The organism is Rhizobium sophorae (assembly GCF_013087515.1).
Lineage (GTDB): Bacteria > Pseudomonadota > Alphaproteobacteria > Rhizobiales > Rhizobiaceae > Rhizobium > Rhizobium sophorae.
On the sequence record NZ_JABFCN010000062.1, the window covers coordinates 40,578 to 62,335 of the forward strand.

The following is a 21,758-nucleotide window of genomic DNA, read 5'->3' on the forward strand; positions in this document are numbered from 1 at the left end:
CGAGCGGCCGATTGCAGGTCGAACACCGCGTGCGACCGTTGAGGGCGGGCGAGGGCGGTGCCTCGCCCGCCGGGCGATCAACTTAGTTTGATGTCAGAGAGATCGATGGAAACGACCAAAGGCTCGGCCATGGATTGTCCATCGGGCTGGCGTGGAAAGATACGGCGCACGGTCGGGAACTTGATCCCCTGAACTTCGGTATAGTCGCTGATGTAATGTGCACCAGGTGTGTTGCCAGCGATCTCGACGTCGTAGTCGTGACGTTTCAGCAGACCGGATTCATCGATGTAGAGCGTCTGGACGGTGCTGTGGGTCGCGATTTCTTTCGGGAACGTCACCTTCAGGTGCTTCCAGGTCTCGCCTTTCTCCGTCCAGTCACCGAGTTCTTCGGTTTCGACCCCCGGCGCCGCGAGCAGGAACGGCATATTGAGATAGGTCCACATGGCGATCCCGGCGAAGTAGGCAAGCTGCTCCTCAGACCAGGGTGTTTCCAAGGTGTGGCCAGCGAACGACGCGCGAGGGCTTTCGAGTTCGCCGACGATATTCCCGCCGTTGTCCTTGATGGTGACCTTGCCTGGTTCGAAGCGTGTGACTTTCGCCTCGGGACCCAGAGGGGAGTGCGATGCCCATTCATCGCCGAGACCGACGGTGACGTTCGTTTCATCAAGCTTTCCAGCCTGGCCCTTCAGTGTCCAAAGGGCGCCGCCTTGGACGAGGTGAGCGGACAGCTGAGAGAACTTTTTCCACTGATCGAGACCACCGTGGGCGTCGATAATCTTCTGTGCGAGTGCGTTCATAGTATTTCTCCTTGTGTGTGGCGCGATCAGGCGTCCAGGAATGTTTTGACGTGCGCGACGAAGGTCTCTGGGTACTGGAATAGCGCACCGTGGCCAGAGTCCGGATAGATGATCAGGGTGGCCGTGCTCATGTTCTTGAACATCTCGTACGCGTTGATCGACGGGAACATGGTGTCGTCGCTTCCGTGGACGATCAGAGCAGGCTGTTTGATTGCCTTCAGGGAGGCGTGATCCGGGTCTTGCTCAGCGCACCAGCCGATAATTGAAGCGGCCTGAGGATTGCTGACGTCTTCGCCGCTCTCGGGGTCACGATCGTTCTTGCGGACGGTAGCACGGGCAACGAAGGCTCTCGCAGCTGCCTGGCTTGCGTCTGACGGCGGGAAGAAGAGGGGGAGGCGCACATCAGGAGCATTTTTGGAAAACGCGTCCTGGACGACCTCCATGAGGTGCTCTTCTCCTCCCTTTGGTGCGGTGCCAGCCAAGATGATTTTGCGGACCTTGACGGCGGAACGGGCGGCCATGACCTGCGCCAAGAAACCGCCGAGCGAGAAGCCAAGGAGATCGACTTCATCGAGGCCAAGTGCGTTGATGAAGTTCTCAGCGTCAGTCGCCATCTGATCGACGTTGTCGGGCGTCTTGCCGCCAGATGTCCCGACGCCAGCATTGTTGAAGATCACCACCGGGCGATCCGCTGCAAGTGAATTGGCAACGATGGGATCCCAAGCGTCCATTGTTCCGGTGAAATGCTGCATAAAGACCAGCGGGACGCCGGTCTTCGGCCCAAGACGGCGATAGGCGAACCGTATACCCCCAGCCTCGACGTACTCGGTAGGTGCTGTCTCCAATGCGACGGACATGCTGTATTCCTTCCTCGGTGATGCGGCTGAGCCGTGTGTGTTTCCGAGGAGATACTGCCTGCCGGGTGCCAACCACGCGAGTTAAGGCATATTAAGTGATGTTAAGGCCGAAATAGCTGGGAGCAGCCGTTGATTGCGGAACAAAGGGGAGGCGTTGGCACCCAGCTTGGCGCATTCGGATCTATTCGAAAGAGGTGCCGAATTTTCTTGGAGAGGCTGTCCGGATGACGGCGATTGAGGTTTGGGCCTTGCAAGTGATCGTGCGCCAGCGCTTCATTTCGAGCGAGGATGCTCCAAGCTCGTCAGCGATCGCGACTCCAACAAGGATGCCCAACAAGCTACGGTCAAGCTCGTCATGGGCATCCTTCGAGGCGAGGATGTTACTTTCCTGTGCCTGAGTTCTGGAGAGCCGACGGCAGCATGACGTCCGGGAAATCCTGATAGGAAACCGGGCGCAGGAAGCGATAGATCGCTAGTGTTCCGACCGACGTGGAGCGGCCATCGGATGTTGCCGGGAAGGGGCCTCCGTGGACCATTGCGGGCGAGACTTCGACGCCGGTGCCAAAGCCGTTGATCAGCAATCTCCCTGCCAATTGTTGGAGGCGCGGGACGATCATTTGAGCCGCGGGATAGTCGGCCTCGTCAACTTGCAACGCAATCGTCAGCTGACCTTCCAGATTATCGACGACCTCTAAGACCTGGCGTTCATCCGAGCATTTGACGATCAAGCCTGCCGCGCCGAAGACCTCTTCCTGCAATTCGGGGTGAGCGAGGAACGATGAAGCGTCGGTCTCAAACAGCGCCGTAGCGGCCTGAAATTCCTTGCCATCCTGTCCGCGAGCAAGCTCCGCCACCGAAGAGTGAGACGCCAGTCGCTGTACCGCTTCACAGTAAGCTTTGAAGATCCCGCCTGTCAGCATTGTTTGTGCCGGTGTCTCCGCAAGTGCCCCACGCGCTGCAGCTTTGAAGGCCTCAAGGCCGGGACTGTCAATCGCAATCAACAAACCGGGGTTCGTGCAAAACTGACCAGCACCCAAGACGAGCGATCCTGCGAACGCCTTCCCAATGTCCGGCCCCCTTCGCTGCAACGCATTGGGAAATAGGATGACCGGGTTGATGCTGCTCATTTCGGCGTAGACCGGAATCGGCTGCTTGCGCTCTGATGCGATCTTCACTAACGCCATACCACCGCGTCTGGACCCCGTGAAGCCGACCGCCTTGATCCGATGATCGGCGACAAGCGCTTGTCCGACTTCAAAGCCGGTGTCGAAGAGCATCGCGAAGGTCCCCGGATGCAGACCACTATCGGACACGGCCTTTTGTACGGCATGCCCGACCAGCTCGGAGGTTCCTGGGTGCGCAGAGTGGGCTTTGACAATAACCGGGCAGCCAGCCGCCAGCGCGGATGCCGTGTCGCCGCCTGCAACAGAGAACGCCAATGGGAAGTTTGACGCTCCGAAAACAGCGACTGGACCCAAGGCGACGTTTCGAAGTCTCAGGTCAGGCTTGGGAACGGGCTTACGCGTCGGATCGCCCGCATCAAATCGTAGCTCTTGGAAGCGGCCAGCCCTTACCTCCTTGGCGAACAGTCGAAGTTGACCGACGGTCCTGGCCCGCTCGCCTTCAAGTCGACCTCTTGGGAGGCCGGTCTCGGCCATGGCCCGCACGATCAAGTCGTCACCGATTGCCTCAATTTCTAGAGCAACACGGTCAAGGAAAGCGGCTCGCGTGTCGAGGCCAGTTTCGCTGAAGCTTGGAAATGCTTCCCATGCCAGTGCAGAAGCTTCGTTCACCTCATCGAGCGTGGCACCTGCGAATTCGACGGGCAAGCTGTTGCCGGTCGCAGCCTCGACTGCAAAGAACGACTTTCCTTTGCCCATCCGGGCGGTTCCACCGATGAGCAAGCTACCGTTTAACATTTTCGAGGCCTTTCTAAAGTTGATCCGGACCTACATTGCTGAGCAATGCAAAGGCCATTTTGAAGAAGTCATCCAGCGGACCACGGTCGCCGGTTAGCTTCGTGCGAAGTTCGCAACCTTCCCAGCTGCTCACCAAAAATCGGGCGAGTTCACCAGCCTCGATGTCGGAACGAACTTGTCCGATTTCTTGTGCTGCTTTCACCGCGGCTGCCAAGCTCTCTGTCCATCTGTCTAGATCAGACCGCAGAGCTGCTTGTAAATGAGGAACCGCCGTCGAGCTCTCCGCGGTTAGATTGGCAATCAAGCAACCGCGGTCAAAACCGGCTTCCTGATGACGCGCCAGGCAAAATTCGAAGTGGCGTCGTATCCGATCTATGGGTGGGAGGTTGGCGTCGAAGAGAATTTCCCGTTGAGAGGAAGCCACGTATTGCTCCAACACCGCGATGGCCAGCTCTTCCTTCGATTTGAAATGGTTATAGAAGCTTCCTTTTGGAACTCCGGCGGTGTCAGAAATTTCTTGGACGCCACAACCGTCATATCCAAGCGCGTGAAAGCGCTCCAGACCAGCCGCCAAGATCCGTTCCCTCACAGACGGTGCCATTGTCGTCTCCCTTTTCAAAATGGGATACGAACGCAGGCGTCAGCCTTCAAGCCCCGCGAGCTAATAGTAGCTGAAAATTGAGGGGTGCAGGTTCATGAATCTGAGCCGATTGAATCAGCTAGGCCTTGGTTCCGAACCCATTTCAGGAGTTGGATGCGGGCTACGGCCAGGCATTCCCGGCATTCCGAAGTTGTCACGACCTTGCTTCGCGACCAATTCGGCGGCGAATTGTGCCGATGCCTCAGATAGGAACCAGGCATGGTTCCCAGAGGAAGATTTCAGCAGGGACTTCGAAATCAACCCTTCCATCGCCTCTTCATCGATGCGGCGATGGCGCGATCCGGTCCTCTCAGTGCTCGCAAGCGTGCAAAACGCGTCCCGTTCTTCTGAAGTCAAAGACCTGTAGCTCCAATCCAAATTCGCACGTAGGGACTTGTGTCTCTCGGGCGCAGTCCGGCGGCCAAAGCGAAGAACTGCCAGAGGCTCATGTAGTGCTGCGTCGAGACCAGAAATGCCAAGGTCCCTTACCCGGTGCGCTGCGAGTTCGAGCGCGAGCGGCAGGCCATCCAATCGACGGGCAATATTGGCAGCAAGTCTGAGTGTCAGTGGGTCAGCAGTATTGATCTCAGCGCCCGCAGCCAAGGCTTCTTCTAGAAAGTAAGAGAGGGCGGGGGAGGCTTCCAAGCATTCCGCATCGTCATTTCCTGGGAGGTCGAGTCCAGTTAGGTACCTGACGCGTTCGCCAAGGCTGCGTAGTGGTTCGCGACTGGTCGCGAGAACCATGGCAGAGCCCGTGCTAGCGACAAACGTTTCGGCGAACGTTGCGACGTCGTCCACGATGTGTTCGCAGCCATCCAGAATAATCATGATGTCGTCATCGCCTACCGCATCAGCGATTCTCGCGACCGTCAATGTAGTGCGCGAGTGCTGCAGTAGCGCCTTTCCTACAGCCGAGAGTAAGTCTCCTTCGTCGCGAGCCTCAGTTAGGTCGACATGGAACACCTTCTTTTCCAGTCGCAGGAGGTTCCCAATCGCGATGGCAAGTGCAGTCTTTCCAGAACCTCCGGGGCCGACGATGGTCGCCAAACGGTGACGCTCATGCGCCCACCGGGCCAAAACTGCATCGCGACCGACCAATGGTCGGCGTGGCCAGGGCAGATTGCCCTCCTCAGCCTGTTGCACCGGTGTGTCCAAGGGAGGCTTGCGCGTCACAGAGGCGGCAAAAACGTAACCCTTCCCCGCGACGTTTCGGATAATGCCGGTGGCGCCCTTGTCGTCGAATGCTTTTCTAAGGGCGACCAGGTGAACGCGCAGCGCTCCCTCGTCGACATGCGTGCTGCCCCATACCGACTTGATGATCTCGTCTTTCGTTACGATCTCGCCCGGGCGGCTCGCAAGCGAAGCGAAGATATCGAACGCTCGTGACCCCAGGTGCACGCGCTCTCCCAGGTGGGTGACCTGTCGAGCTTGGAGGTCGAATGCGAATTCGCCGAAAGACGAGCTGTTCATTGTGTTCTCCCAGGTCATTGTCGATATGCGACCGTTTCAAATGGCGATCACGGTACCGGTGATGACGTGAGAGGCTACCCGTTGGAAGGGATGGTTCAAGCACAACCAAGGTGCAGTCACCCTATACGCCGGTATAGGTATCTGCGTCGCTTTGGAGCCCCCGCAACAGGACTTTTCTGCGGCGATTACAAAGCGTTGTTCTGAACAAAGGTGGGGACATGAAGGCGCAGATCTCAGGATCGGCTTTCATCACCCCATACGATGGTTTGGGGTGCCGAAACCACCGTTCAATCGAAACCTGGACGGGAACAGGACATCTCTTGCTCATTCACAAATCAGCCCAAGGGATTTAATTATGAATGTCTATCTCGGCACCATCACACGCTCTTCTGGCATCATGAAAGCTGCAGCGTACGGAAGCGGCTTGGTCTTTGATACGCCCTCGGAGACTGCATACGAGCGCAGCCCGATCCATTTTCCAGACCTCACCGACGAGATCGTCTATCAGGGCATTCTATCTCCGTTCCAGAGAAGCAAGATCATGCGGGTCGGAAGCCGCTCTCGGAACAATGTCGGCTGCGAAGTGATTGGTACAACTGTCAGAAATCAGCGTCGGCGCGAGTGGGTCGTATCCGTTGGCGGGAATACGCTTCATTAGCAGTACATGAAATACAAACCATCGTATGATTTCGGAGGGCTCGGAAAAGTCCTACTGTCGCCGCGAGGCTGCATCGGCAGCCGTGAAAGGAAAAGCCCAGTGTCTGCCGTTAAGAAATCCGTAGCGATCGTCGATGATGACGAAGTGCTCCTTGAGGCAACAAGCGGCTTCCTGGAGGCGATGGGTTACGAGCCGTTGCCATTCCCGTCAGGTGAGTCATTCCTGACCTTCGATCAAAAAGAGGGTCTCACGTTGCTCTTGTCAGACATCAACATGCCCGGCATGAGCGGTTTCGAACTTTTGGACATTGTTCGAAAAAAACACCCCGACATGCGAATAGTGATGATGACGGCCTTGAAGGACGAAAGCATCATTCGGAAGGCTCTTGCCGGTGGAGCGCAAGCTCTACTGCAAAAGCCCATCCTCGCAGATGACCTTGTGAAGTGTATCGAAGGCTGAAGGTGTGAGCATTGCGCTGACGTCTCCGAAACTACCTTCGGTCGCGGTTGTCCTGCTCGCCGCCGGAACTGCCAGCAGAATGGGCGAGGGCGGAAAGCACAAGCTCTTGGCAGAGTTTGACGATGTTCCCCTCGTTCGCCGCTCAGCCATTGCGGCGCTGGAGAGCGGCGCCAGCTCGGTTGCTGCGGTAGTGGGTCATCGGCACGATGAAATCTCTGCCGCCTTATCAGGTATCCCAGTTGAGACTGTCTACAATCCACATTACCGTAGCGGTATGGCGACCTCATTGATCGCCGGATTTTCGGCCTCCGAGGTTATGTCGGCTGATGGGGTTCTCATCATGTTAGCGGACATGCCGGGCCTTACAGCCGACCACCTTGCGATGCTGATCCAGGCTTTTGAGAATTCTGGCGGCAGGGCTATTGTCCGCGCAACTTTTCATGGCAAACGCGGAAATCCAACTATTCTCCCGCAGTCGCTGCGTGTCTCGGTGATGGAGTTGAAAGGCGATATCGGCGCCCGTCAGATCATTGAGAGCTCTGGCGTCCCGATCATCGAAGTTGAGATCGGCGCCGCGGCCAGCCTCGACGTGGACACCGTAGAAGATATTCTCAAAGCAGGCGGAAAACCGACTCGATAGATCTCGCTAACCGACGCTGGCAGGTTGCAGGCTGTCCACCTTACGGATCAGATCGGCGATTGATGTGGCTTTCATCTTCCGCATGACGTTTCCACGGTGAATCTTGACCGTGATCTCACTAAGTCCCAGCTCGTGAGCGATCTGCTTGTTTAGAAGGCCCGTGGCAACGGCTGCCATCACCTGCTTTTCGCGAGGGGTAAGCGTAGCGGCCAAGGCGGTAACTTCAGAGTTCGCCGAAACCTCCAAGCGTCGGACCCGGTCCTTCTCAATGGCAATCGCCACAGCGTCCAGCATTTCTTGGTCGCGAAAGGGCTTGGTCAGGAAGTCGACTGCACCAGCTTTCATTGCCCTGACGCTCATTGGAACGTCCCCATACCCTGTCATGAATATGATCGGCAGCTGATTGCCCAATGCATTGAGCTTGGTTTGCAGATCGAGCCCACTTAGGCCCGGCAACCTGACATCGAGGACGAGGCAGCCTGGACGATCAGGAAGTGCTTCTCCCAGTAGTTCCGCAGTTGATCCAAAGCCAAGGGTCTCAATTCCTACCGATTGCAGGATCTCTCGGAGACCTTCTCGCATACCATCGTCATCATCGACGACAATCACCAACGCGGCCGAACTATCGGCTGGGCTAACCGCCGCAGATTTGAATGGGCGCGTCGTCATTGGTTAAACCCTTTAGAAGCATTTCGTGTCCAACTCGACACATAGCTTTTGCGGATCGAACCCGTCAATATGAATGCGTCGCTGACAGTAGCGAGCCAACCCTATCCATTGGTATTGGTTTTGAGGGTCCAACATTGACTACGAAAAGTCGTGAGCCTACGGGAACGAATGGCGCATTTTGCCGACAACTCCAGGGACGGCTTACAGTTTTATGATCGATAGCGCGATTTTGACGCCCGCAAGGAGTTTTCGTCCGAGCATTGACCGGCCAATGACGGTTCGGGTCCTGTTATCCAGCCTCATCGGGACTTCTGTCGAATTTTACGACTTCTACATATACGCCACTGCTGCCAGCTTGATTTTCGGTCCGCTGTTTTTCCCAGCTTCCGTCAGTTCTTTGGAGTTAATAGGCGCTTATGCGAGCTTCGGCATCGCCTTTATTGCCCGGCCACTTGGCGGAGCAGTTTTCGGACATTTCGGCGATCGGGTCGGACGCAAGACCACCTTGATGGCATCGCTGCTCATGATGGGGATCTCCACCGCGGCAATTGGCCTGTTGCCGACTTATGCAGTGGTTGGTTGGCTGGCTCCTCTTCTTTTGTGCATGCTTCGATTCGGACAGGGCCTGGCACTCGGCGGCGAGTGGACTGGCGCTGTTTTGCTCGCGCTGGAGAACGCGCCTCCTGGTTGGAAAGCTCGATTCGCCATGTTTGCGCCGCTCGGTGCACCGATCGGCTTCGTTCTAGCCAATGGATTGTTTCTGTGCCTAACGCTCGCTCTATCACCGGAGCAGTTCGTCGACTGGGGGTGGCGAGTACCCTTCCTTGCAAGTGCTCCTCTGGTCGGAATGGGGCTTTGGGTCCGGTTCAATCTAGTAGAGACGCCGGAATTCCAGGAGGCAATGGCTGAGGCGCAGCCAGCAAACGTGCCATTGGTCGAGGTCCTTCGGGACCACATGGGCGCCGTCGTTGCTGGCGTTTTCGGCGTCGTCGCATGCTTTTCGCTGTATTACACCGTAACAGCCTTCGCGCTTGGCTACGGGACATCCACGCTCGGCTACTCTCGACCAACCTTCCTGATGGTCGAGCTGGGCGCAATCGGCTTCATGGCCGTCGCCATCATCCTCGCTTGTTGGCTGTCAGATCGCATGGAGCCTGAGCGCGTTCTCATCTACGGCTGCTTCGGAACGATTGTCTCGGGTATTGCCTTGTCTCCAATGCTGGGCAGCGGATCGCTTTTCGTCATTTTCCTGTTCCTTGCGTTCTCGCTGTTTTCGATGGGCTTCGTGAACGGGCCGTTGGGAGCTTGGCTTCCAGGCCTCTTTCCGGCACGGGTTCGGTACACTGGAACGTCGATCGCTTTTAACATTGGTGGCATTATCGGCGGTGCTTTCTCGCCAGTGGCGGCCCAGGCGCTCGCTGATTACAGCGGTCTCGTGGCCGTTGGGTTCTATCTCGCCATTACCGGCGGAATGAGCTGGGTCGCGTTCGATGCCAGCGCAAGACGCCGTACCCTTGGTGCGCTCGCGCAGAGTGAAAAGCGCTATCGTTCGATCTTTGAACAGTCGCACGTCTCGCTGGGCGAGGTTGAACTCGCCGAACTATATCAACGCATCGAAAAACTGCGTAATGATAGGGTTGATATCTCCGCACTTCTTGTGTCGGATCCTGGCTTCGGGAATGAATGCTCACAGCTGATACGCTTTGTTGACGTTAACGAAGCAACGGTCCCGCTACTCGGCTGCGCGTCCCGTCACGACGTTCTGGGATCAATTGACCGTTTCCTACCGCCTAGCAATGATCTCGCTGTTTCAATCGTTACGGCGATGTCGAACCAGGTTCATAATCTCGAGATCGAAACCAAGCTTTTGCGCCACGACGGACGTGAAGTTATCGTGGTTTTCTACATCGCTTTCCCAGATGATGCCGCGGCATATGACCGTGTCGCCTGCGCGATGATCGACGTGACCCAACGCGAACAGGCGAAGGAAGCACTGATCGTTGCCCAAGCCGAACTCGCACGCGCCAGCCGTGTTGCAACTGTCGGCGCAATTTCGGCATCGATTGCTCATGAAGTCAATCAGCCGATCGGTGCGGTTGTCATGTTTGCCCAAGCGTGCGTTCGGTGGCTTCAAACGAGCCCGCCCGATCTTGCGGCGGCGACCAAGGCCGCGGAAAGAGCTGTTGAACACAGCGTCAGGGCTAGCCAGATTATCCAGAGAACCCGCGAGAGGCTGAAGGGTGGTGGTAAGCGGCCTGAGATCCTTGATCTGGGCGAACTCGTCTTGGATGTCGTGGGCTTACTCGAGAGGGAAACGACCAGCGGCGCGACGACGGTTCGGATTGATTTTGCGAGGAGCGGCAGCGTGGTCGCCGATAAGGTCGAGCTACAGCAGGTCGTCGCAAATCTGATCACGAACGGCCTTCACGCAATGAAGGATGTGCCTGACGCATCGCGCGAGATCACCCTGCAAATCCATGGCGATGACTCAGAGTTTTTAAAGTTATCGGTAAGGGATCGTGGCACTGGCGTAGATGAAGCTAATATTACAAAGTTGTTCACTCCATTCTTCACAACGAAGGGCGATGGAATGGGGATGGGCCTCGCGATTTGCAAGACGATCGTAGAGGCTCATGGCGGATCGTTGTCAGCTAGGAACCACGGCGAAGGTGGCGCGATATTCGAAATCGTCCTTCCAATCGCAACCTCAGGCGACCCTGCCGCGGCTTCCGAAATTGTGCACGTTCATGCTCAGTAGGGCGTTAAGGACCCTAATATCTCTTAGCAAGCCTTAACTCGCAATTTCGCGCCCGTTGCTCGATCTTGATGTTGTCGAGCCAACACGGATTGCAGCGACGGCGCACGGGCCAGCAGACCTAAGCGCCTTTTCTCCGCCAGACTGGTCGATCCCATCGCTGCGCCGATCCTGAATAGGGCCGGGCAGCATCGCTTAATTTCCAGGGAGAATAGCAATGAACCTTAAGGGAAACACGATCTTCATCACTGGTGGCGGCTCCGGCATCGGTCGGGGGCTCGCTGAAGCTTTCCACAAACTCGGGAACCAGGTGATCATTTCAGGGCGCCGAAAATCGTATCTCGATGACGTCATCAACGCCAATCCTGGGATGGCGGCTTACGAGCTGGACATAACCGATGTCGAAAGCATTAACTCGGTGACAAAGCGCATTGTTGCGGACTACCCAGACCTCAACGTCCTGGTCAACAATGCTGGCATCATGCCGTTTGATGACGCCGCGCATCCGATCGAGGAGACAGTTCTCCAAAGCATCGTAAACACCAACCTTCTCGGTCCCATCCGGATGACGTCTGCACTCGTCGAGCATCTCAAGACCAAGGCAGACGCCGTGATCATCAACAACACGTCGGTCCTCGCATACGTGCCGATCGCCTACAATGCCGTTTACTCCTCCACGAAGGCAGCATTGCACTCCTATTCGCTGTCGCTGCGTTTCGCACTTCGCGAGACCTCTGTCTCGGTGCAGGAGATCGCTCCGCCGTGGGTTGACACCGATCTGATCAAGAAGAGCGGTGATCCTCGGGCGATGCCGTTGGAAGCTTTCATCAACGAGACGATGGCGAAGCTTGCGAGCGAGTCGCCCGAAATTATCGTCGACATGGTCAAACCGCTGCGCGACAACCCCGGTTCCGGCGAACACGTTTTCTTCACGCAGTTCAACCAAAGCCTGATCGACAATCCGATTCCGCGCTAAGTCTGATCGTCCTGTTTCTGGCGGGCGGTCGACCCGTCCGTCAGAGATCACCGACGTCGAGAATCTCCCGTGCCTTCGCAATATCGGCGGTCAAATAGGCTCCGTCGACTTTATCGAGAGTGCTTTTGATCATGTTACGCGCCGTGATCTCCTGATTGGGCCCCGCCAGTTCATAGGCTGTGTTAGCCGCCCTAAGTTCCCAGAAGGGGGCTTCCATCCGACGCGCATCATCCAGGGCAGCTTCGATCAGCGACTGGGCTTGAATTGGATCGGACTCGTTTAATACCTTGGCCTTTATCCGGAGTAGTTCTGGACGGCACCAGCCGCCTTCTCCTCTTATGCCTCGATCCAAGGCCTCTAACGGTGCCCGAACGCCCGCCAGGACGAGCAGGTATTCCAACCTCATTCCGACTGCCGAACGGAAAATTTCTTCGGTCTCTGGCTGTTGAATGCCATCAGAGATAAAGGACCGATAGGCAGCCACCCATAGCGACCATCTGTGGAGGTCATGCTTTTTGGTGAGTGTCTCCGCGATATCTAGATACTCACCCGCTCGCTTTTGATCGCCAGACAAGAACGCGATCGGCGATGCCGTCAAAAACAAAAGTAAACACGTTGATATCGAATAATCGAGAGCGCGGGCCTCTTCCAAGGCGGAGTCGAGTTCTTCGAATGCTTCAGAGGTTTCACCCTGCAAGAATTTCACGAAAATGAGCACCGCTCGGGAAATGATGCGCTGATCGAAACCGACACCATCGTTTAAGGTCCGCCGCAGAGACCCTTCAGCATCCCGAAGAGATCCTTTCACATGTTCAGAGGCTAACTTGAGGTGGCCATGGAAGAAGTATCCGTGTTCAAGCATCCGGCTGAAAGATCCCAATGACATCTGGGGAAACCGAATTCCAAGTTTCAGCGCCATATCAATAGCTTCAGAGTATCGCGCGTTTGAAACCCAAATGGAGGCTCGGCCCGCCGTAGCTCTTATGAATGTGGGCATGTCGCCCAGCGATTCCGCAATCTCGGCACTGCGATCGAATTCCTCCAAGGCTTCAGGGTCGGCAGGGTAGCCTCGGACGTGGAATAACGCTCCACCCCTTGATATCCGAAGCTCCATTTCGATGCGCGTCCCTACGTGCTGGGAACCTGGAAGTCTGGCCAAGGCTTGCTCGACCACCTTCGATTGTTCGTTCATGAGGCCGAGTTGCGCCCACAGAACTGTTGACTTCGCCGAGAGACGGATCGCGAAATCGGCGTCGCGTTCATTGTCGAAGCTCCACTGTATCGCAGCTCGGACGTCATTAATCAGAGATGAGTAGCGTCGCATCCACTGCGGAGTGGCCAGAACCTTCCAATCGGCTTCCGCGCTTTGCAGCTCCTTCTCACAATAGACAGCGTGCGCGGCTCTGATCGCATCCGACTGACCGCTCTTCTCCAGCTTCTCAAGACCATAACGCCTGGTCGTTTCGAGAAGTCGATAGCTTCCGTCTCCGGCGCTCACGGATAGAAAAGACTTCAGGAACAGACCGTCAAAAGCCTCGTAGAAGTCGTCCTCGGAGAGACGTCCTCCGCTAACAGAGAGAGCTGCATCCGACGAGAATGAACCGGCAAACACGGCAACGTATTCGAAAAGCGTTTTCTCTGTAGGGGTCAGGCTATCGAAGCTCCAGTCCAGCGTGGCTCGCAGGGTCTGTTGGCGGGGTGGGGCGGTACGGCGCCCCCGTCGCAACACGGTCAGCGGGTCATCCAGGGAGTTGGCAAGATTGACAAGGCCAAGATGAGCGACGCGGGAAGCTGCGAATTCGATCGCAAGCGGAATTCCATCAAGCCGCCTGACGATTGACGCAGCGGTTTCAAAATCCTCAGGCCGATCAAAACTTTCGACGTCAGATGAAAGCATCATCCTGTCGATAAAGAGTTCCATCGCTGAAAACGAGGACCAATCAGCGTTGGTGGCGTCCTCCGGCGGAGTGACCAGCGAGGGCAGTTGCCGGATCCTCTCGCCTGAAACGCGCAGGGGTTCACGGCTGGTAGCCAAGATCGAAACGTTAGGCGTAGCAGTCAGAATGTCTTCGGTCGAAGACGCGGCCTCGAGAATCAGGTGCTCGCAATTGTCGAAGACGAGCAGAACATTGCTATCCTCCAATGCCCGCAACACGCCAGGCTCGGCGTCGTCCGAAAACACTGTGACTCCAAGCAGCGAAGCAAGTGTCGGCATGATGAGCCGCCCGTCGGTGAGTGCAGCAAGATCTACAAACAGGACGGGTCGTGACTCGCTCAGGATCTCGCCAATAGCGAGAGCCACGGACGTTTTTCCAATTCCTCCAGCACCAGCGATGGTGACGAGGCGGTTCGACGCCATGAGTCGGGCGGTCTCCTCAACGAAAGTTTCCCGGCCGATCAATCTTCCAGCAAGACGAGGTAAGTTGCTTGAGATGTTCGCCTTTGGAACCGCTACCGGCTGCACATTAGTGCTGCTCTCACCATCTTCAACAGATTGGACCGGCATGACAAAGGCGTAGCCACGACCAGGGATATTTTCGATATATCGCCCGGCCTCTCTATCCCCCAACAGCTTTCGAAGCGTCACCATATGGACGCGCAGAGCGCCTTCGTCGACGGTTGTAGTCGTCCAAACGGCTTTGATCAGTTCATCTTTACTGATGATCTGGCCAGCTCGTGCAACTAAAACGGCCAAAAGGTCGAAAGCACGCCCGCCAAGGTGAAGGATTTTCCCAGACTCGGAGAGGCTGCGATGAGCGATATCGAGTTCAAAACGACCAAATCTCAGTACAGTCATTAGTCGCTAGACCTGATCGGCCAAGAAACTACAGAAATTCGGTCGTTTTCACCTATTGCTGACGCTGAAAGGTCCAACGCTTGTACGGATGCCACTCTCATGCTCAGCCCATTCTTGATATCAGAATGGTCTATAAACCAACTGGTTCATGGGTTCAATGAACCTCTGCGTGAACAAGCGGGCTATGCGTTATACCCACCGTCGACGTTCAACACGCTGCCTGTGATGAAAGAGGCGGTCGGCCCCGCAAGAAATGTGATTGCACTTGCAACTTCCGATGGCTTTCCAAGCCTCTTGAGGGCAGTTGAAGCGCGTTCGGATTCCATGATGTCCGGTGAAACTGCAACGGCGTCGAACGCGATGGCGCCCATCTGGACGACGTTGATCGAGATTCCGCGTGGTCCCAGATCATGGGCCGCACCCTTGCAGAAGGCGGCCAACGCCGCACGCGTTGCCGCAAAATCGGCGAGGCCAGGGGTTCCAACGCGATCCGCGAGGCTCGACCCAAGTGCGATAACGCGTCCGCCGTCCGTCATCACTCTGATCACGGCTCTTATGAGAGCAATGTTGGATTTCACGTTCAGGGAATATTGGAACTCAACTTGGTCCTCATCCAGGTCATCATCGTCAACTTGCCATTGAACGCGATACTCAGAGTTAACGACCAAGACGTCGATCTTGCCGAATTCCGCCATAACCTGTCGAACCAGCTGGGTATGCTGTGTTGAGCTCGAATCCGTCGGTGCTTTAAACACGACGACCTTACAGCCGATGCGGCGGAGTTCGTCTAGCAAAGCAGGCTCAACTTCCGTGTCGAGAAGCGTCAATGCCAGATTGGCGCCGCACCCAGCCAGCGCGGCAGCAGTGGCCATGCCGACACCCTCATCCGCGCGGGTCAAAAGCACTACTTGTCCAGCCAGGGGCCGGAGACTATCGATCCGTCCATCCAAAGTGACGTCATCCTGTTGCATTTGGTGCTTATAGCTCCCTATCCGCCTAGCTCCACATATAGGCTCGCCCTGGAACTGATTATTGTATCATCGGGCGCCCACGCGAACCTTCAAGTAGCGGGCTACCGCGATCACGAAATCGGCCTTGTTAACGGAACGCGCTCCGGGTCGTTAACGCCCTAACATCTCTTAACATCGCTTAGCTCGTGTTACGGGGCAGCCTGCAGCTACCTTTCCGCCATCGAAGCAGAAAGGACACTGCCATGACACGAACGGTTTCATTCATACCATTCCTCGTAGGCCCGGGCGGTGAGCGCGTCTGGGGCCTCGGACCTCAGGACACCGCGATCGATCTCCGTCCGGAAAGTCGTGTTCGGCCTGCTGACATGGCGTACAGCCCCCGCCGAACATCCCACAAGACCGTTGCGGGCCTTTCCGATTGGCAGAAGAACAAGGTAGTCCGCTATATCGATGAAAACATCGACGGCTGCATCCGTGTCCAGGAGCTGGGCGACCAAGTCCGCTTGAGCGCGAGCCGGTTCTCGAAGGGTTTCAAGGTCTCCTTCGGCCGCTCGCCCTATGACTACGTTTTGAGCCGCCGCGTTGATGCCGCGAAATATCTCATTTCTTCGACCGATGAGCCGCTGAGCCAAATCGCACAGGCGTGTGGTCTGAGTGACCAAGCGCACCTCTCGAAGGTGTTCAAGCGTCTGGTTGGTGTCACCCCGCTCAAGTGGCGGCGCCTGAGCGCTGGCAAGTGCACCACTCAACACACTCCGGCTTCGTGGCGTCGTTTTGGCTCGGCAGACGTACACGCATCCGCAAGCGCCTGATTAGAGGCGCTTATCTCCTGACGAGAGGAACGAAAATGTCCAATGAATTTCTCATCAGCCGCCGCCATACGCTGCTGGCCGGTGCCGCCGTAACCGCTTCATTTGCAGTCGGCATGCCGCACGAGACTCAAGCTGCAGTCAAAGTAAAACAAGGAAACCAGCACATGAACTTTGTCACGACGAAAGACGGTACCAAAATCGCTTACAAGGATTGGGGCAAGGGGCAGCCGATCCTTTTCTCGCACGGCTGGCCACTTTCAAGTGACGCCTGGGACGCACAGATGCTGTATTTCGGCATGAATGGCTTCCGGGTCATTGCTCACGACCGACGTGGCCACGGAAAATCTGATCAGCCCTGGACCGGTAACAATATGGATCAGTATGCCGACGACCTCGCTGAGGTCATCGAGCATCTCGATCTGAAGGATTTGGTCATGATCGGCCACTCCACCGGTGGCGGCGAAGTTGCGCATTACATTGGCCGTCACGGAACCAAGCGAGTTTCTAAAGTGGTACTCGTCGGCGCAGTCCCGCCGCTGATGCTCAAGACCGATGCCAATCCTGAAGGCACTCCCATTGAAGCCTTCGACGGCATCCGAAAGGGCACTGCGACCGATCGCTCGCAGTTCTACAAGGATCTGACGATGCCTTTCTATGGCTTCAATCGCGAGGGCGCCAAGGTCAACGAAGGACTCCGTGAAACCTTCTGGCTGATGGGAATGGAAGGCGGAATCAAGGGCGAATACGATTGCATTCGCGAATTTTCGGAGGTCGACTACACGGACGATCTCAGGAAAATCGACAAGCCGACCCTCATCATTCATGGGGACGACGATCAGATCGTGCCGATCGCCGCAGCTGGCCTCAAGAGCGCAAAGATCGTCAAGAATGCGACACTCAAGGTCTATCCGGGTGCGCCTCACGGTCTGGCTCAGACGCAGGCTGAAAAGTTCAATGCTGACGTGATGACTTTCATCAAGGCAGCATCGTAACCGCTGGCTGGCGCAGAGGCGATCCAAATGACTTCTATTTCAAGCGAACGCGCGGCAGGTCAGTCGCTCGCGCCAGCCTACATCATGGCATTGGGTACATTTGCCATTGGCACCGAGGGGTTCATGATTGTTCCCCTTCTGCCGGAAATGGGAGAGGATCTTTCACTCCCGGTTTCGGAACTGGGTAGCTTGGTTACCGTCTTCACGCTTACCTTGGCGATCACATCGCCGCTCCTAACCATCCTGTTTGGACGGGTCGACCGCAAACGTCTGCTCGTCCTGACAATGGCGGCTTTCGCGCTGGCTAATTTGGTGGCCTGGGCATCCCAAGGATACTGGGGAATTTTTTCTGCTCGTGTCCTATTGGCCATGGCGGCGGGACTCTACACCCCGAACGCCAACGCATTGATGGGCGCCTTAGTTGTACCCGAGAAACGGGGACGGGCCCTTGCCATCTTGAACGGTGGTTTGACTATAGCAATCGCAATCGGGCTGCCTATTGGCTCACTCGTAGGAAACGCCCTTGGGTGGCGGGTTACTTTCCTTGGGGTCGCAGTCCTGTCGATGATCGCAGTGGTCGCGCTGGTTGCAAGGCTGCCTCGTACCGATGGTACCGAAATGCGCGTTGCGTCGGTCGCCGAGCGCCTGGCGATCGTTAAAAGGCCCCAGGTCTTTCGGGAACTGGCTGTGATCTTCTTCTGGGCGCTCGGGACCTATTCGGTCTGGACCTACATCGCTCCGTATCTGAACCAGGTCGATGGCCTTGGCCCGAATGGAATTAGCGCCGTTGTCTCGGTATGGGGGATCGGCGCTGCAATCGGCATCGTACTTGGTGGCACCCTGAATGATCTGATGGGAGCAAGACCGGTCGTCGCCGTAAGCCTGATCCTTGCGGTGTTAGTTTTCCTCTCGCTTATATTCTTTGCAAGAGTTCTGACGCCCGATCAGGCCATTGTTCCGACGGTCATTGCGGTTGCTTTTTGGGGTATCGCGATCTGGGCATTCTATCCAGCACAAATTGCCACATTGATTCAGGTCGGCCAGCCTGCGGTCCCAATCGCAGTCTCACTCAGCACGTCGTTCATGTACCTGGGCTTTGCCGTGGGCAGCGCCATCGGATCCGTCGTGCTCTCGCAAGGCGGTGTCGGTGACCTGGGTATTACCGGCGTGATTGGGGAAGGTATCGCTCTTCTCATTGCTACCTACGCAGGTGCGAGGATTACGCAGCCTAGAAGGGTCACTTAACAATCGAATTCAACAAGGGTGGCAAGATTGCTGCCCTTTTCGCCATTCCGATTTTCCAAAGGAGGAACCATGGAAAAGTTGCAGGCCGTCATGATTGCCGTGGGAATGATCGTGCTTGGGGCCTCGTCGGTCCAAGCCGATGGAGATCCAGACAAGGGCAAAAAGGTCTTTGCCCGCTGTAGTGCCTGTCACGCGACGACCGAGCAAAACAAGGTGGGTCCGGGCCTTCTGAATGTTGTAGGTCGCCCTGCTGGAAGCATCGCGGGGTACAACTATTCCGCTGCGTTGAGGGGGTCTGGTCTCACTTGGGACGAGCCTACTCTCGACGCCTTCCTTAAAGCGCCAGCCGCCGTGGTCAAGGGGACCCGCATGAGCGCGTCAATCCCGAAAGACCAGGATCGAGCAGATGTCATCAGCTACCTGAAAACACTGACAGCGCAATAGAGACCCAGGAAGGTTAGACCGATGAAGACGATCACCATCAACGGCAAAACACATGAAGTCGATGTCCCGGACGACATGCCACTGCTCTGGGTTTTGAGAGACGTGCTCGGCATGACCGGAACCAAATACGGCTGCGGCATCGCCCAATGCGGAGCCTGTACCGTCCTGATAGACAACATGGCAGTTCGATCCTGTCAGACGACCATGGATATGATCGATGCTCAACAGATCACCACGATCGAGGGCGTCGGTGAGACCGAAAACGGGCGCAAAATCCAGACAGCGTGGCTCGAAAAGGAGGTCGTCCAGTGCGGGTACTGTCAGTCCGGCCAGATCATGTCGGCAACCGCGCTTCTTAATAGCAATGCGAAGCCGACAGACTCGGACATCGATGAGGCAATGGCAGGCAATATTTGCCGTTGTGGCACTTATGTCCGGATCCGCGACGCGATCCACACTGCAGCGGCATAGAGGGGGCTGACATGATCAACAATCTTCATTCCCGTCGCGGCTTCCTCAAAGGTACCGTCCTGGCGACCGGAGGTCTTGTGCTGGCGGTTCAACTGCCACGGATGGGGCGAGCAAACGGCCCAGCGAGTTCCTCTAAAGAGGCCGCCTTCGCGCCCAACGCCTTCGTGAAAATTGATGAAAGAGGCATCACCCTGATTATGCCACACACTGAGGTGGGGCAGGGTATCTATACATCCAGCGCGATGTTGATGGCAGAAGAGCTCGAACTACGGCTTGACCAGTTGAAAGTGGAAGCCGCACCACCGGACCTTGCGAAATATATGGATCCCATCCTGTACGACCAAGCGACTGGTGGATCGACGTCAACTCGTTCCGACTGGATGCGGCTACGGCAAGCAGCCGCTACGGCGCGTATAATGCTTGTTGGAGCGGCGGCCGCCAAGTGGCGGGTCGAACCAGCGCAATGTCGGGTCCATGAGGGGACGATCTACCACGACGCTTCAAATCAATCGTCGACCTACTATGACATTGCGGCCGAGGCGGCAAAGCTGCCCGTTCCAGTCGACGTTCCGTTGAAGGACCCATCTCAGTTTAAAATCATCGGAACGCGAGCAAAGAGGCTCGACACTCCCGGCAAAGTCAACGGTTCGGTCGTCTACGGTATGGATATCAGGGTCCCCGGCATGAAATATGCGACACTGGCGATATCTCCGGTGACCGGCGGCCGTTTCACAAAAATGGACGAAGCTGCGGCTCGTGCCGTGAAGGGCGTCCTCGATATCGTTACGGCCGATAATGCGGCCGTTGCGGTCATCGGCGAACACATGTGGGCGGCGAAGCAAGGCCTGGACGCCCTCAATATCGAATGGGACCCGGGTGAAAACGGCGCCGTCACGGTGGACACTATTGTCGCCAAGATGGACCAGGTATCGCAACAGCCGGGGGTCGTCATCCGCGACGAAAATAAAGCGGTAGACGTAATAGCAAACGCCGCAACAAAGCTTTCAGCAGTTTATCGGTCACCTTTCCTGTCCCATTCACCGATGGAGCCCCTAAATTGCACCCTGCATATTCAGGATGATCGGGCAGAGGTCTGGGTAGGCACACAGGTGCCTGTCCGCACACAGAAGGCGGTCGCCGACATCACAGGGCTGCCGGTCGAAAAAGTCACCGTGAACAATCAGCTGATGGGTGGAGCGTTTGGACGCCGGTTGGACGTCGACACCATTGAGCTGGCGGCCAAGCTCCTGAAGGACATCCGCTACCCGGTCAAACTGGTCTGGACGCGCGAACAGGACATGACGCACGACTATTACCGGCCATATTACTACGACCGGGTGGCGGCAGGCCTCGACAAGGACGGCCGCTTGATTGGCCGCACGCATCGGGTGACCGGGTCCTCCATTTTCGCACGGTGGGCGCCAGCAGCCTTCAAGAATGGCATCGATCCTGATGCCGTCGATTGCGCGTCGGAGACCCCCTACGATGAAGAGGCCGTTTTTGCGGATTATGTTCGCGACGAGCCAGCGGGTGTTAATACCAGCTGGTGGAGAGGTGTCGGGGCATCGCACAATCTCTTTGTAGTCGAGAGCTTTGTGGATGAGATGGCGACCGCGACAAAGCAGGACCCGCTTGAGTTTCGCCGGAAGATGCTCAAGAAGAATCCGCGAGCACTTGCGGTACTGAACCTTGCTGCCGAGAAAGCAGGCTGGGGTCAAGCATTGCCGCCGGGAAGGGGTAAGGGCATCAGCCTTCAAGTGGCTTTTGGAAGCTATCTCGCGCACATCCTCGAAATCGAGATCACCGACGAAAAGGAGGTTCGCCTCGTTCGCTCGGTCATCGCGGTTGATTGCGGCGTTGTGATCAACCCAGACACCGTTGTCGCCCAGATGGAGGGCGGAGTGATCTTTGGCCTGAGCAGCGCGATGTTCAATGAGGTCACCTTCACTGATGGAGCTGTCGATCAGACAAACTTCGACACCTATCGGGTACTTCGTATCAACGAGGCACCCAAGGTCGAGGTCTATCAGATCAATAGTGGCGAAGCGCCGGGAGGTGTCGGCGAGGCAGGAACGGCCGCTGCAGCTGGGGCACTTGGCAACGCGATCTTTGCGGCAACAGGAAAGCGGATTCGCTCCTTACCGCTTTCCGGGGCACTTGGCTAATGCCGCAAAGCCTGCAGGCCG

The 21,758-nt window shown here is 56.6% G+C and carries 19 protein-coding genes; 11 read left to right on the top strand and 8 right to left on the bottom strand.

Translation table 11 applies throughout. The features are described from left to right. Window positions 1-77: 77 nt before the first annotated feature. The 5 genes from G9X64_RS31830 to G9X64_RS31850 form a co-directional block, all read right to left on the bottom strand. Window positions 78-797 (bottom strand): hypothetical protein, encoded by a 720-nt coding sequence (locus G9X64_RS31830; protein ID WP_171378169.1) that lies wholly within the window; start codon window positions 795-797, stop codon window positions 78-80. Window positions 798-823: 26 nt separating this feature from the next. Then, window positions 824-1,654 carry an alpha/beta fold hydrolase gene (locus tag G9X64_RS31835; protein ID WP_171378170.1) on the bottom strand — a complete coding sequence of 277 codons (831 nt, stop codon included), beginning with the start codon at window positions 1,652-1,654 and terminating at the stop codon, window positions 824-826. A gap of 380 nt (window positions 1,655-2,034) precedes the next feature. Beyond that, window positions 2,035-3,534, bottom strand: a complete 1,500-nt coding sequence (locus G9X64_RS31840; protein ID WP_246271110.1) for an aldehyde dehydrogenase (NADP(+)) — start codon at window positions 3,532-3,534, stop codon at window positions 2,035-2,037. 52 nt (window positions 3,535-3,586) lie between these two features. Then, window positions 3,587-4,174 carry a TetR/AcrR family transcriptional regulator gene (locus G9X64_RS31845; protein WP_171378172.1) on the bottom strand — a complete coding sequence of 196 codons (588 nt, stop codon included), beginning with the start codon at window positions 4,172-4,174 and terminating at the stop codon, window positions 3,587-3,589. A 114-nt stretch (window positions 4,175-4,288) separates the two neighbouring features. Continuing rightward, on the bottom strand, window positions 4,289-5,683 hold the full coding sequence (locus tag G9X64_RS31850; protein WP_171378173.1) for an ATP-binding protein: 1,395 nt from the start codon (window positions 5,681-5,683) through the stop codon (window positions 4,289-4,291). A gap of 355 nt (window positions 5,684-6,038) precedes the next feature. Here G9X64_RS31850 and G9X64_RS31855 point away from each other — a divergent pair, with 355 nt between their 5' ends. The 3 genes from G9X64_RS31855 to G9X64_RS31865 all read left to right on the top strand — a co-directional run bounded on the left by G9X64_RS31855 (window position 6,039) and on the right by G9X64_RS31865 (window position 7,440). Next, the gene (locus tag G9X64_RS31855; RefSeq protein ID WP_171378174.1) at window positions 6,039-6,341 is read left to right on the top strand and encodes a hypothetical protein; all 303 of its coding nucleotides are present in this window, start codon (window positions 6,039-6,041) and stop codon (window positions 6,339-6,341) included. A 99-nt stretch (window positions 6,342-6,440) separates the two neighbouring features. Continuing rightward, on the top strand, window positions 6,441-6,800 hold the full coding sequence (locus tag G9X64_RS31860) for a response regulator (RefSeq protein WP_125849349.1): 360 nt from the start codon (window positions 6,441-6,443) through the stop codon (window positions 6,798-6,800). 4 nt (window positions 6,801-6,804) lie between these two features. Further along, on the top strand, window positions 6,805-7,440 hold the full coding sequence (locus G9X64_RS31865) for a nucleotidyltransferase family protein (protein WP_171378175.1): 636 nt from the start codon (window positions 6,805-6,807) through the stop codon (window positions 7,438-7,440). A 6-nt stretch (window positions 7,441-7,446) separates the two neighbouring features. Here the strand turns inward: G9X64_RS31865 and G9X64_RS31870 are convergent, their stop codons facing one another. Beyond that, window positions 7,447-8,109: a response regulator transcription factor gene (locus G9X64_RS31870; protein WP_130816915.1), complete on the bottom strand. Its 663-nt coding sequence runs from the start codon at window positions 8,107-8,109 to the stop codon at window positions 7,447-7,449. 211 nt (window positions 8,110-8,320) lie between these two features. Between G9X64_RS31870 and G9X64_RS31875 the strand changes: the two genes are divergently transcribed. Beyond that, the gene (locus G9X64_RS31875; protein ID WP_246271112.1) at window positions 8,321-10,867 is read left to right on the top strand and encodes an MFS transporter; all 2,547 of its coding nucleotides are present in this window, start codon (window positions 8,321-8,323) and stop codon (window positions 10,865-10,867) included. 214 nt (window positions 10,868-11,081) lie between these two features. Next, window positions 11,082-11,840, top strand: coding sequence for an SDR family oxidoreductase (locus tag G9X64_RS31880; RefSeq protein ID WP_171378176.1), 759 nt, complete (start codon window positions 11,082-11,084; stop codon window positions 11,838-11,840). 40 nt (window positions 11,841-11,880) lie between these two features. Here G9X64_RS31880 and G9X64_RS31885 read toward each other — a convergent pair whose 3' ends face one another. Both G9X64_RS31885 and G9X64_RS31890 read right to left on the bottom strand, forming a co-directional pair. Further along, window positions 11,881-14,637, bottom strand: coding sequence for an ATP-binding protein (locus tag G9X64_RS31885; RefSeq protein ID WP_210259751.1), 2,757 nt, complete (start codon window positions 14,635-14,637; stop codon window positions 11,881-11,883). Between the two features lie 182 nt (window positions 14,638-14,819). Further along, window positions 14,820-15,608: an SDR family NAD(P)-dependent oxidoreductase gene (locus G9X64_RS31890; RefSeq protein WP_171378177.1), complete on the bottom strand. Its 789-nt coding sequence runs from the start codon at window positions 15,606-15,608 to the stop codon at window positions 14,820-14,822. A gap of 242 nt (window positions 15,609-15,850) precedes the next feature. Here G9X64_RS31890 and G9X64_RS31895 point away from each other — a divergent pair, with 242 nt between their 5' ends. From G9X64_RS31895 to G9X64_RS31920, 6 genes are all read left to right on the top strand, one after another. Next, window positions 15,851-16,420: a helix-turn-helix domain-containing protein gene (locus G9X64_RS31895; RefSeq protein ID WP_246271115.1), complete on the top strand. Its 570-nt coding sequence runs from the start codon at window positions 15,851-15,853 to the stop codon at window positions 16,418-16,420. 164 nt (window positions 16,421-16,584) lie between these two features. Further along, window positions 16,585-17,412, top strand: coding sequence for an alpha/beta fold hydrolase (locus G9X64_RS31900; RefSeq protein WP_171378199.1), 828 nt, complete (start codon window positions 16,585-16,587; stop codon window positions 17,410-17,412). Between the two features lie 27 nt (window positions 17,413-17,439). Next, on the top strand, window positions 17,440-18,657 hold the full coding sequence (locus G9X64_RS31905) for an MFS transporter (RefSeq protein ID WP_171378178.1): 1,218 nt from the start codon (window positions 17,440-17,442) through the stop codon (window positions 18,655-18,657). A gap of 69 nt (window positions 18,658-18,726) precedes the next feature. Next, window positions 18,727-19,101, top strand: coding sequence for a c-type cytochrome (locus G9X64_RS31910; protein WP_171378179.1), 375 nt, complete (start codon window positions 18,727-18,729; stop codon window positions 19,099-19,101). A 21-nt stretch (window positions 19,102-19,122) separates the two neighbouring features. After that, window positions 19,123-19,572: a (2Fe-2S)-binding protein gene (locus G9X64_RS31915; RefSeq protein WP_017965601.1), complete on the top strand. Its 450-nt coding sequence runs from the start codon at window positions 19,123-19,125 to the stop codon at window positions 19,570-19,572. 11 nt (window positions 19,573-19,583) lie between these two features. Continuing rightward, window positions 19,584-21,737 carry a xanthine dehydrogenase family protein molybdopterin-binding subunit gene (locus tag G9X64_RS31920; protein WP_171378180.1) on the top strand — a complete coding sequence of 718 codons (2,154 nt, stop codon included), beginning with the start codon at window positions 19,584-19,586 and terminating at the stop codon, window positions 21,735-21,737. Window positions 21,738-21,758 lie beyond the last annotated feature (21 nt).